This window comes from Cryobacterium glucosi (assembly GCF_004402235.1).
Classification (GTDB): Bacteria; Actinomycetota; Actinomycetes; order Actinomycetales; family Microbacteriaceae; genus Cryobacterium; species Cryobacterium glucosi.
The window spans coordinates 312,353-324,822 of sequence record NZ_SOFS01000012.1; the positions used below are offsets into that span (position 1 = coordinate 312,353).

13 protein-coding genes are annotated in these 12,470 nt (G+C 68.3%); 2 read left to right on the top strand and 11 right to left on the bottom strand.

The features are described 5' to 3' along the window. Window positions 1-57: 57 nt before the first annotated feature. Window positions 58-1,758, bottom strand: coding sequence for an HNH endonuclease signature motif containing protein (locus tag E3O46_RS04085; RefSeq protein WP_134561153.1), 1,701 nt, complete (start codon window positions 1,756-1,758; stop codon window positions 58-60). A 293-nt stretch (window positions 1,759-2,051) separates the two neighbouring features. Next, on the bottom strand, window positions 2,052-2,315 hold the full coding sequence (locus E3O46_RS04090) for a toxin-antitoxin system YwqK family antitoxin (protein ID WP_198413684.1): 264 nt from the start codon (window positions 2,313-2,315) through the stop codon (window positions 2,052-2,054). A gap of 164 nt (window positions 2,316-2,479) precedes the next feature. On the opposite strand from E3O46_RS04090, the gene E3O46_RS04095 reads away from it, so the two are divergent. Beyond that, the gene (locus E3O46_RS04095; protein WP_134561154.1) at window positions 2,480-3,157 is read left to right on the top strand and encodes a CG0192-related protein; all 678 of its coding nucleotides are present in this window, start codon (window positions 2,480-2,482) and stop codon (window positions 3,155-3,157) included. 148 nt (window positions 3,158-3,305) lie between these two features. Beyond that, window positions 3,306-3,512: a hypothetical protein gene (locus E3O46_RS04100; protein ID WP_134449470.1), complete on the top strand. Its 207-nt coding sequence runs from the start codon at window positions 3,306-3,308 to the stop codon at window positions 3,510-3,512. Window positions 3,513-3,528: 16 nt separating this feature from the next. On the opposite strand, the gene E3O46_RS04105 is transcribed toward E3O46_RS04100, so the two are convergent. The 9 genes from E3O46_RS04105 to aroC all read right to left on the bottom strand — a co-directional run bounded on the left by E3O46_RS04105 (window position 3,529) and on the right by aroC (window position 12,463). Further along, entirely contained in the window at window positions 3,529-4,593 is a 1,065-nt protein-coding gene (locus E3O46_RS04105) for a thioredoxin domain-containing protein (protein ID WP_134561155.1), read from the bottom strand. A gap of 42 nt (window positions 4,594-4,635) precedes the next feature. Next, window positions 4,636-5,076: a transcription antitermination factor NusB gene (gene nusB, locus E3O46_RS04110; protein ID WP_134559877.1), complete on the bottom strand. Its 441-nt coding sequence runs from the start codon at window positions 5,074-5,076 to the stop codon at window positions 4,636-4,638. Continuing rightward, window positions 5,076-5,636 carry an elongation factor P gene (gene efp / locus E3O46_RS04115; protein ID WP_134449467.1) on the bottom strand — a complete coding sequence of 187 codons (561 nt, stop codon included), beginning with the start codon at window positions 5,634-5,636 and terminating at the stop codon, window positions 5,076-5,078. Before efp ends, nusB begins: the two co-directional genes overlap by 1 nt. 182 nt (window positions 5,637-5,818) lie before the next feature. After that, a complete protein-coding gene (locus E3O46_RS04120) occupies window positions 5,819-6,244 on the bottom strand; it encodes a DUF779 domain-containing protein (RefSeq protein ID WP_134561156.1) in 426 nt (141 codons plus the stop codon). Between the two features lie 132 nt (window positions 6,245-6,376). Then, window positions 6,377-7,900, bottom strand: coding sequence for an acetaldehyde dehydrogenase ExaC (gene exaC, locus E3O46_RS04125; RefSeq protein WP_134449465.1), 1,524 nt, complete (start codon window positions 7,898-7,900; stop codon window positions 6,377-6,379). 80 nt (window positions 7,901-7,980) lie between these two features. After that, entirely contained in the window at window positions 7,981-9,468 is a 1,488-nt protein-coding gene (locus E3O46_RS04130; protein ID WP_174774632.1) for a GAF domain-containing protein, read from the bottom strand. Between the two features lie 86 nt (window positions 9,469-9,554). Further along, window positions 9,555-10,676 (bottom strand): 3-dehydroquinate synthase, encoded by a 1,122-nt coding sequence (gene aroB, locus E3O46_RS04135; RefSeq protein WP_134561157.1) that lies wholly within the window; start codon window positions 10,674-10,676, stop codon window positions 9,555-9,557. After that, window positions 10,669-11,229, bottom strand: a complete 561-nt coding sequence (locus E3O46_RS04140) for a shikimate kinase (RefSeq protein ID WP_322135774.1) — start codon at window positions 11,227-11,229, stop codon at window positions 10,669-10,671. Before E3O46_RS04140 ends, aroB begins: the two co-directional genes overlap by 8 nt. A 13-nt stretch (window positions 11,230-11,242) precedes the next feature. Further along, window positions 11,243-12,463: a chorismate synthase gene (gene aroC, locus E3O46_RS04145; RefSeq protein WP_134449463.1), complete on the bottom strand. Its 1,221-nt coding sequence runs from the start codon at window positions 12,461-12,463 to the stop codon at window positions 11,243-11,245. Between the last annotated feature and the right edge of the window lie 7 nt (window positions 12,464-12,470).

A 12,470-nucleotide genomic window follows, 5' to 3' on the forward strand; every position in this document is an offset into this window, starting at 1 on the left:
ACCGGACGGTTGTTAAAGGATGGCTGTTACCGCTGTTCAGCCTAGCAGCAGCCCCGGTCATGCGCGGTTGGGTGGTCCGGTGAGTACCTGGTGGGCGCGGTGCCGGTTCGGTGGCCGCCAGAGCCGTTGCGGATCGATCAACCCAGGGGCCCGCACTTGCGGTGAGCCTTTCACCATGCGGATCTCCCACCCCGAGGTGTCGATCGTGTGGTGGTGGAACCAGCAGAGTAAGACACCGTTGTCGACGTTGGTCGGGCCGTCTTTCGCCCAGGGCTTCACGTGGTGTACTTCGGCCCAGTGAGCCGGGGCTTTGCAGCCGGGGATGATGCAGCCGCCGTCCCGGGCGGTGATCGCCCGGCGTTGCGCCCGGTTGAAGTACCGTCGTTCCGGACCGAGCTTGAGCACCTCGTTGTGCTCGCCGAAGAGGACCCCTTGGAAGCCGCCGTCGCAGATGCGCTGGTGCACCGTCTTCAAAGACACGGGGGCCTCGACGCCGTCGATCCACCCCACCCCGACCCCGGAGGCGAGGTCCGCTGCATTCACGTGCACCATTACCGTCGGCGCTGACCCGCCCATCGACGGGGTGTCCTCGTCCCGGGCGGCGTGCTCGAACAACGCCCGGAGGATGTCCGCGCGTTTCTCCCCACTCGTGCGGGTGTCCGCGCGCCGCTCCCGGAGCTCTGCTTCGATCACGTCCAGATCCGGGCCCGTGTCGGCGCCGGTACCCGCGGTCTCGGCGCCGGGGATCAGCTGCCCCGAATCCATCAGGGCCTGCTCCTCGGCGGTGGGGAATGCGGGCCGGGAATGGAAGCTCAGGAAGGCGTCGAACATCGTGTTCATGATCCCGAACAGTTCCGGTGTCACTCCACCCTTCACTGGATACAACCCGTTCTTGAGTTGTCCGAAGCCGATGTTGGATTTCGCCTCGAAAATGTCCTCCTGGGGCAGTATCCCGTCGGGGTCCAGGGCCGCCTGCCACTGAGCGACCATGCCCCGGATCAGGTCCGTCGTCACCGGCACACCGGCCCCGGCCAAATCCTCGGTCTCCGGGGTGATCAGCCCGGCCGCAGAGGCGACCAGGGCCCGCTCCGCCGTGAGCAGGTCATCCGGGGCCACCCGGTGGCTGATCACCTGCAACCCCGCCACGATCAACTCCGCCGTCTCCACCCCGATCTCCCCCGCTGCCAGGGCGGCCCCGACGGTCGGGAACAAGGGCGGTAACCAGCTGCTCCCGCCGCACGGCCGCGGTAACACCGCGTCGCCGAGCTTCGTGCGCCGCTTCACTTCCCGGGCCGAGACCCGCGTCACCCGGGTGAGGACATCCCACGGGCCCGTGCAGCCCATCCGCCAGGCCAGGCCCTCGCGGCCGAGGACCCGGGCCCGCCGGTCCACATCCGTCGCGGTGCTCACCCGGGCCGCATCAACCGTCCGCCCGATCGCCTCCACCGTGCTCAGCGCCGTCACAGCTTCTGTGTCGCTGAGCAGCCCGACCGGGATCGCCGCCAGGGCGTCTGCGAGAACCGCCTGCGCCTCGGCGAGCCTTGCGACAGCATCCGCATGCACCGACGGCACCGAGCCGGCCAGACCCTCCGCGCCCTCGAAACCCTCGAAACCCTCGAAACCCTCGACAACCGCAACCGGATGGGCCGACTCCGCCGATGGGGCCAGCTGGTCGCCCGCTGCGGTGGGCTGGTGCCCCGCAGCCCCGGAACCGGGTGTCTGTGGGGTGTGTGACTGGGGATCTGAAGCTCCTGCCATACCCCGATTCTACGCCGAATCGAACACAAAGACGAGACTTACTCACATAATTTTGTGCTTCTCATTCCGAGTTTCACACCTGAAGACGGTTGATTCTCCTGCCCGTGGTTCCGAATTCAGGAGATCCGCCCGGGCGGGTAACTCGGGTCCGCGGACCAGTGCAGCCGATCCGACCCGGCCGCACGGAACTCCTGAGTTCGGGACGCTCACCGACGTGCGGAACATCGCGCAGCAGAGGTCCGAGATCCTGTCGGCCGGCTGCGGGAGGGCGCGGAATCGAGTCAGTGAGCGACTCAGCGGAAGCGGGTCTCCTTGACGAGGCTGCCGTCCCTGGCCCAGGTGCGCCAGACGCCGATCTGGCGGCCGCGGTCGAATTCTCCCGTACGCATCAGCGTGCCGTCTGTGCGGAACCACTCCCACTCACCGTGGAGTTCGCCATCGAGGGTGCTCCCGCTCGCCTTGGTCTCACCAGTGGCATAGTGGTCGACCCGCGACGTGGGCGACGACGCGTGCAGACCGTCTGGTGCAGCGGACGACGGGATCGGCTCTGGGCTCACGCCCCCAGTCTGCCAGCCGACGGCTCACGCCGACAGTGGCGGAGTGACCTCAACGCCGCCGACCAGTCGGCGACGTGCGGACGGATGCGGACTTCCCGGCTGTTCTAGGCGCCTCCGGCCTGACAGCCCTTTCTGCCAGGCGGACGTGCCCTACCATCGAGGTCATGGCACTCATCCACCGGGCCCAGCTTCGGCCGTCCAAGCTTGAACTCGTCGAACCCTGGCTGCGGATGCAGTCCTGGTTCGCCGGCGATCCCTCCGCCCCCCTGACGGCCGTCGCGGCATACCGTTTTGACGATCCGGCGGGTGAGGTCGGCATCGAAACGCTGCTCGTGCGTGCCGGCGACGGTCCGGTGCTCCAGGTGCCGCTGACGTATCGCGATGCGCCCCTCGAAGGCGGCGACGCCTGGTTGATCGGCACGATGGAACACTCGGTCCTGGGTCGTCGCTGGACATACGACGCCACCGGGGATCCCACCTACATCGCCGCGCTCGCAACGACCATCCACCGCGGCGGCACCCAGGCCGACGAGTTCGTCGACGTCGACGGGGACCTCGTCTTCCGGGAGTCCACGGCGACGGTCGCAGGCAGCGGGACCACGGATGCGTCCACCCCGGCACTGTCGTCGACGACAGCTCTCTCGACCAGGGACGAGCCCGGTTCGACCGTGGTCGAGGCCGGCTCCCTGCGCCTCGTCGTACTCAGGGTGCCCGGCAGCCCTACTGCGGAGACGAGCGTTCTCGCGGCCCGGACGCCCACCGGCGGCGTCCCGGAGCACCTCTCCGGCACCTGGGCCGATCAGCCGCGCTCACGGATCCTGGCCCTGGCCATCGCACTCTGACCTGCCCGCCTGACCTGCTCCGCCTGGACCACGCCGACACCGTCACCGGGTGTTCACCGAACAGAAGTTGCGGTCGGGCCCGGCACACGTCAGGATTGTCCCGCGGCAGGCATCCGCTGGCGAAAGCACGTACAGATGAAGGATTTGAATGGACCGGACGGACCTCGTTCAGTTGTTTTCCGTCGTGGACGCCGGCCCGGCGCGCTGGGAGGTCCGTCACGATGTGACCGATGAACTCGCGGGCATCCTCGAGCGCACGCCGCGCGGGTTCCTGCTGGTCAACGAAGACGGGCAGCGGATCGGCAGCTTCGACTCGATCGCGAGCGCCCTCGAAGGCCTCTACGCCGTCCTGTAGCCAGGCCGGATTGCGCTCAGGCGCCCGACGACCCCTCGGTCGTCGACTGGCCGGATCCTGAGCCAGAGTCGAGGAATGCCTCGAACTCACGGCTGTCGGTCAGTCCGCCCGGGTACTGCGCCCCGTCGACGAGCACGGTCGGCGTGCCCTGGATCGAATCGATCTCCGCTCCAGGGATGGGCCCGTTGAGGGCGGCATCGGTGTTGGCCTCCGACCACATCTGGTAGTCGCCCTGCGCGATGCAGGCGGAGATGTCCGTACCGGCCGGCGAAAGCGCAGCGAGTTCAGCGTCAGTGAGGCCCTGGGTGTTCTCCTGCGGCTGGTTCGCGAACAGGGCCGCGAGGTAGTCGAGGGTCGAGTCCGGAGCGAGTGTTGCGACGCAGGTGAGCGCGGAGGATGCCCTGCTCGAGTAGTACGTGCCCTGGGAGGCCTGGTCGAGGAAGGTCAGCGCGTGCAGGCGCAGTGTGATCGAGCCGTCATCGACGCGGCTCGCGAGCAGCGCTCCGTTGGTCGCCTCGAACTGGGCGCAGTACGGGCACATCGGGTCGATGTACTCGTCGACGATCTGGCTGCCGGTGCCGACGGACACGTAACCATCGTCGAAGTGGGCCGCGCCGAGCGTGCCACTCGGCAGGAGGCCCTGCGAGGCGTCCGGTTCGCTCGTCGCCGAGGTGACCGGCCCGCCGAAGCCGCCGTGCTGGGCCATGTTCAGGAAGACCCGACCGAAGGCCGCAGCGAACAGGATCGAGAGGACAATGAGGACGGCCGTGGACGCCAGTCCCACGTAGCCGATCACAAGACCCGCGATGGCGAGGCCGCGCCCCCGTTCACCGCGGCGTGCGATCTGGCCGAGCGCGATGTGCCCCGTGATCACGGCGACGAGGGACACGACGAACGCGGACACGAGAGAGACGATCGCGAGCGTGTTCGTGCGGGGCACCTGGGGGTACTCCTGCTGCCGGTAGTCCTGCTGCGGGTACGGCTGGAGCGAATCCTGATGCGGCGTTCCCTGCTCGGGGGACGCCGGCAGACCGGACTGGTCCGGGTAGGACGGGAACGGCTCTGGATTGTCGTTGCTCATGATCTTCCCCTGGACGAACGGTACGGGACGGTGCGGACGAGCCTAGGGTGCTGCGGGAGCAGCCGACGCCGGCGGGGCCGTCTGCGCGATCCTGCCGAGCAATCCGTTGACGAACCCGGCCGAATCATCCGTCGACAGGATCTTCGCGGCCTCGACGGCCTCATCGATCGCGACGGCGTGAGGAACGGCATCGTTGAACAGGATCTCCCAGATCCCGATCCGCAGGATGGCACGGTCGACGACCGGCATCCGCTTGAGCGTCCAGCCCTGCGAGTAGGTCTCGATGAGTTCGTCGATCTCCTCGCGGTGATCGACGACGCCGTCCACGATCTCGCGCGCGTACAGCCAGGAGGCCATCCGCGCGGGTTCGCTCGCGGCCCGCTGCGCCTCGGCGGCGAGCGATTCGGGGATCGTGGTCTGCCGCACGTCGGCGGCGTACAGGATGTCGAGCGCGCGCTTACGCGCCTTCGTTCGTGCGCTCACTAGTTGACGCGGCCGAGGTAGTCACCGGTGCGGGTGTCGACCTTGACTTTGGTGCCCTGTTCGAGGAACAGCGGGACCTGGATCTGGAACCCGGTCTCCACGGTGGCGGGCTTGGTGCCGCCGGTGGAGCGGTCGCCCTGCAGGCCGGGTTCCGTGTACGTGATTTCGAGCACGACGGATGCCGGCAGCTCGACATACAGCGGGTTGCCGTTGTGGAGGGCGATGGTGACGTTCTGGTTCTCAAGGAGGAAGTTCGAGGCCTCGCCGACGACGACGTTGGAGACGGTGAGCTGGTCGAAGTCGGAGACGTCCATGAAGACGTAGGAGTCGCCGTCCGCGTACAGGTACTGGAAGTCCTGGCGGTCGACGTTCTCGGTCTCGATCTTGGCTCCGGCGTTGAAGGTGCGGTCGACGGTCTTGCCCGTGACGACGTTCTTCAGTTTGGTGCGAACGAAAGCGCCGCCCTTGCCCGGCTTGACGTGCTGGAAGTCGGTGACGGCCCAAAGCTGGCCGTCCATGTTGAGGACGACGCCATTTCGGATATCGGCGGTTGATGCCATGGAAAGCGTTTCCGTTCATTCAGTTCAGTTAGGAAGGTGCGCGGCCGAATCGGCCTCAAACGAGTGTAGTTGCCCGGAGGCTGAGAGCCAAAGGCGGGCCAACGGGCACTCCGCAGGTTCGGCCACCCCCTGTCGCGAGTCACGAACGACCGGGGATGGGCACGACCTTCCCGAACGAGCCCTCAGCCGAAGCTTTCCATCAGGCGGGACCGGATCAGGAAACGCACGCCGCGCGGAGCCTCGAGGGAGAAGCCGCTGCCCCGGCCGGGGACGAGGTCGACCGTCAGGAACGTGTGGCTCCAGTATTCGAACTGTTCCGCCGACATCCAGAAGTCGACGGTCTGGGCCGTTTCACCGGCCGGCGCGATGTCGAGCCGGCCCAGCAGCACGTCGCGGTCCGAGGTGATGAACTCCCCGGCCGGGAAACACATCGGCGAACTGCCGTCGCAGCATCCGCCCGACTGGTGGAACATCAGCGGTCCGAACTCGGCCCAGAGCTCGCGCAGGGTGTCGACGGCGGCCGGCGTGAACTCGACGCGCGGCGTGGTCTCCCCCGGAACCGTGACGGAGGCGATGACCGTGGTTGTTGAGGGCGCTGCTGGCGACATTGCCTGGCCTTTCATCGTTCGATTCACGCTCGATGGTCATCGGGCGGGATGTGCACCAACGGTAGTCGAGCTGCGGGACGGCCGAAAGGGGCCACCGGTCGATACCGGCGGCCCCCTTCGGCACGATGCCGTTTAGAAGAAGCCGAGGGGCTTCTCCGAGTAGGACACGAGCAGGTTCTTGGTCTGCTGGTAGTGCCCGAGGGCGAGCTTGTTGTTCTCGCGGCCGATGCCAGAGCTCTTGTACCCGCCGAACGCGGCGCCGGCAGGGTAGTGGTGGTAGTTGTTCACCCACACCCGGCCGGCGTGGATGTCGCGCCCTGCCCGGTATGCCACGTTGCCGTTCCGGGACCAGACGCCCGCGCCGAGCCCGTAGAGGTTGTCGTTGGCGATCGAGATGGCGTCCTCGTAGTCGGAGAAGCTCGTGACCGCGAGGACCGGCCCGAAGATCTCCTCCTGGAAGATGCGCATCTTGTTGTTGCCCTCGAAGATGGTCGGCTGCACGTAATAGCCGCCGCTCAGGTCACCGCCGAGGTCGACACGCTCACCGCCGAGGGCGAGACGGGCGCCCTCCTGCTTGCCGATGTCGATGTAGGACAGGATCTTCTCGAGCTGGTCGTTGCTCGCCTGGGCCCCGACCTGGGTGTCGGTGTCGAGCGGGTTGCCCTGGATCGCCTTGCGGGTGCGCTCAATGGCGCTGCCGAGGAAGCTCTCGTAGATCGGCTTCTGCAGGAGCGCCCGGCTCGGTGCCGTGCAGACCTCGCCCTGGTTGAAGGCGAAGAGCACAAAACCTTCCTGGGCCTTGTCGTAGAAGCTGTCCTGCTCCTGAGCGACGTCGCTGAAGAAGATGTTCGCGCTCTTGCCGCCGAGTTCGACCGTGGCAGGGATGATGTTGGCGCTCGCGTACTGCAGGATGAGGCGGCCCGTCGTGGTCTCGCCCGTGAACGCGATCTTGCGGATCCGCGGGGAGGACGCAAGCGGCTTGCCCGCCTCGAGGCCGAACCCGTTGACGATGTTGAGCACGCCGGGCGGCAGGATGTCGCCGATCAGTTCGATCAGCACCATGATCGACACCGGGGTCTGCTCCGCCGGCTTCATCACGATCGCGTTCCCTGCCGCGAGGGCGGGGGCGAGCTTCCAGACGGCCATCAGGATGGGGAAGTTCCACGGGATGATCTGGCCGACGACGCCGAGCGGCTCGTGGAACTGGTACGAGACGGTGTCGTTGTCGAGTTCGGCGTGGTCGCCGTCCTGCGAGCGGATCGCAGCAGCGAAGTAGCGGAAGTGGTCGCTCGCGAGCGGCAGGTCGGCGTTCAGCGGTTCGCGGATCGGCTTGCCGTTGTCCCAGGTCTCTGCGACGGCGAGCAGTTCCTTGTTCGCGTCGATGACGTCGGCGATCTTGTTGAGCACGGCGGCGCGTTCCGTCGCCGTCGTCTTGCCCCAGGCCGGCGCGGCCCGGTGGGCGGCGTCGAGCGCGAGTTCGATGTCCTCCGCCGTTCCGCGGGCGACCTCGGCGAACGGCTTCCCGTTCACCGGAGAGATGTCTTCGAAGTACTGGCCCTTGACGGGCTTGACCCAGCCCCCGTTGATCCAGTTCTCATAGCGGGGCTTGAAGGTGACTTTGGCGCCCGGGGTCCCGGGGTTGGCATAGACGGTCATTTCTCTCCTCGTCGACGACGTTGTCGGTGGGGTCCGCCTGCTGCGGACCTGGCCCGAGCGTACGCGGAGGGACCGTTGCGTCAGGGTTGCGGGAGGTTGCGCCCGCCACCCGGGGCGCCGGTTTCGGCGAGGTCCGCCTCGATCTTCGCGAGGCGAGCGACGACGGATGCCCGTTTCGGCGACCGGGGCGGCAGCAGTTCCAGGCACGCGCGCCAGACCTCCTCGTCCCAGGCCGCCTCGTCGCTGCGGGCGTACTCGAGGAGCAGGTCGGGGCTCGCGTCGCTCAGCAGCGCCTGCCGCAGCCGGGAACTGATCTCCGAGCGGATCTCGACGATGCCGGGGGCGACGGAGGCGGGCAGCAGCGGCCCGCGGTAGGTGCCGAGCGCCACCCGGTGGGCGCCACGTTCGAGTAGGGCGAGCACGCGTTGCGCATCCAGCTCGACCGGCGAACCGAGACGGTACGGCCGGGAGGCGATCGAGATGGGCGGGGCCGTCCCGTCGAGGACCTTCCGCAAGCGAACCATCTCCGCGCGCAGGTTGTCGACGGAGTTCGACTGGTCGCTCAGCAGCTGGGACAGCCGGTCGGCGGTGAGGCCGTCCCGGTACCAGGCGAGCAGGGTCAGGATCTCGGCGTGCCGCGGACTCAGTTCGAAGGACCCGAGGCCGTTCTCGAGGAACCCGGTGTCGCGCCCGAGCACGGACACCCGCGCATTCGTCGGGCGTCTCTGGGTCGTGGGCGGCGGCGCCTGCGTGAATCCGGCGACACGCACGATCGCGCGATCGCGCGGGCCTCCGTGCCCTGGTCCGTTGTCGTTTCGATCGCGGAGCCGCTGGATGCGCAGTTCGGCCTCCATCGCCCAGGCCGCGGCCTCGACGAGCGGAAGGGTCTGCGGACCTACGGCGTCGTCCCCTCCCGTGACGTCGATGACGCCCAGGATGACGCCGGAATCGGGGTCGTGGATGGGCACGGCCGTGCAGCTCCACGAGTGCGCCAGCCGGTTGAAGTGCTCCGCCCGCTGGATCTGGATTCCGTGATCGAGCGCGAGCGCCGTCCCAGGGGCACTCGTCCCGACCCGGCGTTCCGACCAGTCGGCTCCCTCGACGAACAGCATGCCTTCCGCCTGGCGCCGCACGGTGCGGTCGCCGTCGATCCAGAGCAGCCTGCCCGACTCGTCTCCGATGGCGACGATGAGACCGGACTCGAGCGAATGCCGGATCAGGAGGTTCTGGACGACAGGAAGCACCGCGGAGAGCGGATGCCGGTCGCGCAGCTCCCTGAGCGCGTCGGACGACAGTTCCGGCTCGGGTGCCGGGCGGGCGGGATCGATCTGCAGTGACAGGGACCGTTCCCAGGATTCCTGGACGAGCCTGCGGACTCCGCCGCGGGCATCCGCGTGACTGGTCGAATCGGCGTGGGCTTCCGCGCCGAAGCGCGGAAAGAGGCGGGCCGGCCCCGCACCTGCTCCGGCACCGAATGCCGAGCCGAATGCGGACTCGTGCGCCCTGGCCAGTTTCAGCACGACATCCCGAACGGGTTCGCCTGTCGACCCCACGGTCCACTGGTTCACTGTCTGTCCTCCGATCGACTCTGGTCGGCGACCGGGTCGCTGCCCGCTCAGGGCATCATTCTAGGACCCATTCCTCGACGACGACGCTAGGAGCCGATTTCCTGGTACGCGGCGAAGAGCAGCGACGTGTCGGGGCCCTCGAGCACCGTCGGCTTGCCGATGTCGTCGAGAACGATGAAACGCAGCATTCCGCTGCGGGTCTTCTTGTCGCGTTGCATCGTCGCAAGCAGGGTGTTCCAGCGGCCGACCGGGTAGCTGGTCGGCAGGGTGAGCGATTCGAGGATGCTGCGGTGCCGGTCGGCCGCCTCGTCGGACAGCCGTCCGCTCAGCCGGGCGAGCTCCGCGGCGAACATCATGCCCACAGAGACCGCGGCGCCGTGCCGCCAGCCGTACCGTTCGGCGTGCTCGACGGCGTGGCCGAGGGTGTGCCCGTAGTTGAGGATCTCGCGCAGGCCGGATTCCTTGAAGTCAGCGCCGACGACGCGGGCCTTCATCTCGATCGCGAGTTCGAGAACGCGGCGGAACTGCGGCGTCTTCGGGTCGGTCACGGCCGCGACATCCGCTTCGACGATGTCGAGGATCTCGGGCACCTGGATGAAGCCTGCCTTCACGATCTCGGCGAAACCGGCGAGGATCTCGTTGCGGGGCAGGTCGTCGAGGGTGTCGAGGTCGCAGATCACGGCGGCGGGTGCGTAGAAGGTGCCGACCAGGTTCTTGCCTTCGGCGGTGTTGATGCCGTTCTTGCCGCCGACGGCGGCGTCGACCATGCCGAGCACGCTCGTCGGGAGCTGGACGAGGCGAACGCCGCGCAGCCAGGTCGCCGCGACGAAACCGGCGAGGTCGGTCGCGGCTCCGCCGCCGAAGCCGATCACGGCGTCCGTCCGGCTGAAGTCGGCCTGGCCCATCACCTGCCAGCAGAACGCGGCGACCTCGACCCGCTTGGCGGCCTCGGCATCCGGGACCTCGGCGATGAGCACCTCGTAGTGCGCGAGCAGGCCCTCGCGGAGGGCGGCGGCGCGCGCGCCGAGCGTGGAGGTGTGCACGATGAGCACCTTGCCGACCTTCGGGCCGAGCTGTTCCGCGACCTCGGAGAGCAGTCCCCTGCCGATGATGACCGGGTAGCTGTCGGTTCCGGACACCGTGATGACGGTCGTCCCGGTGGTCCCGGTGGTCTCGGTGGTCTCGGTGGTGTTGTGAACGTCAGTCATGCGTGTTCTGCCCTCTCTGGGTCCAGGCCACGACATCGTCGGCGATGGAGTCCATCTGGCGATTCGAGGTGTCGATGTGGAGACCGGCAAGCTCTTCGTAGAGCGGGCGGCGAAGTTCGTAGATGCGGATCCAGTCGGAGAGCCCGCCAGCAAGCAGCGGTCGTTTGCCGCCCTTGATCCGGCCGGCGACGGCCTGCTCCGTCACGCTCAGGTAGACGACCCGGCACCGGGCGAGGTCGGCGCGGGTACCCGGATCGAGCACCGCTCCCCCACCGAGGGAGACGACGGCCCTGGTGGCGAGGGCCTGGCCGACGGCGATCCGTTCCAGCGCGCGGAAGTGTCCTTCGCCGTACCGGCTGAAGAGGTTCGCGATGGACCCGTGTCCGGAGACCACGAGCGCGTCGGTGTCCACGAACGGAACGCCGAGCACCCGCGCCACCCGCTTGCCGACCCTGGTCTTTCCGGCGGCCATCGGCCCGATCAGCACGAGCGGGAAGTCCGGGAGGTCACCGTCCCCTGCCGGTTCCGGCACGGCGGGCAGGTCCGCTGTCACAGTGCCGCCGGGATCACAGCGAGGCGTCGCTCGACGCGCCCGTCTTGAGGTTGCCGGGGATGTGTGCGAGGTAGGACTCCAGGTTCCGCCTGGTCTCGTCGATCGAGTCTCCGCCGAACTTCTCCAGCACCGAGTTGGCGAGAACGAGCGCGACCATGGCCTCGGCGACGACGCCTGCGGCAGGAACGGCGCAGACATCCGACCGCTGGTGGTGGGCGGGGGCCGCCTCGCTCGTCGTGACGTCGACGGTGCGCAGTGCCCGGGGGATCGTCGCGATCGGCTTCATGCCTGCCCGCACCCGCAGCACGGTTCCCGTGCTCATGCCGCCCTCCGTACCGCCTGCGCGGTCGCTGACCCGCTGGATGCGGCCGTCGGACTGCACGAGCTCATCGTGCGCGTGCGAACCGCGGCGGGTCGTGGTGAGGAAGCCGTCCCCGACCTCGACGCCCTTGATCGCCTGGATGCCCATCAGGGCCGCCGCGAGCTGGGAGTCCAGTCGCCGGTCCCAGTGCACGAACGAACCGAGACCGGGCGGCAGGTCGTATGCCAGCACCTCGACGACACCGCCGAGGGTGTCTCCGTCCTTGTGAGCCTGGTCGACCTCGGCCACCATCAGCGCGCTGGTCGCCGCGTCGAAGCAGCGCAGCGGGTCGGCGTCGAGCATCCCGACGTCGTCCGGGTGGGGCAGCGGAGCGTCTTCGGGCACGCGCACGGGCCCGATCGACAGGGTATGGCTGACCAGGCGGATGCCGAGCTCGGCGAGGAACGACCGTGCGACGGCACCGAGGGCCACCCGTGCGGCGGTCTCGCGAGCACTGGCCCGTTCGAGGACGGGCCTGGCTTCGTCGAAGCCGTACTTCTGCATGCCGACGAGGTCGGCGTGACCCGGCCTGGGCCGGGTGAGCGGGGCGCCGCGGCCGCGGGTGCTCTGGGCTTCGCCCGGCGCCGTCTCGACGGGGTCAGCGCTCATGACCTCTGACCACTTCGGCCACTCGGTGTTGCCGATCCGCAGCGCGACGGGCCCGCCGAGGGTGAACCCGTGCCGGACACCGCCGGAAATGGTGAGATCGTCCTGCTCGAACGTCATCCGGGCGCCCCGGCCGTAGCCGAGTTTGCGGCGCGCGAGATCGAGGCGGATCGAATCGAGTGTGACCGGGATCCCTGCGGGCAAACCCTCGACAATGGCGATGAGTTCGGGGCCGTGGGACTCTCCTGCGGTGAGCCAACGAAGCATGCCCACT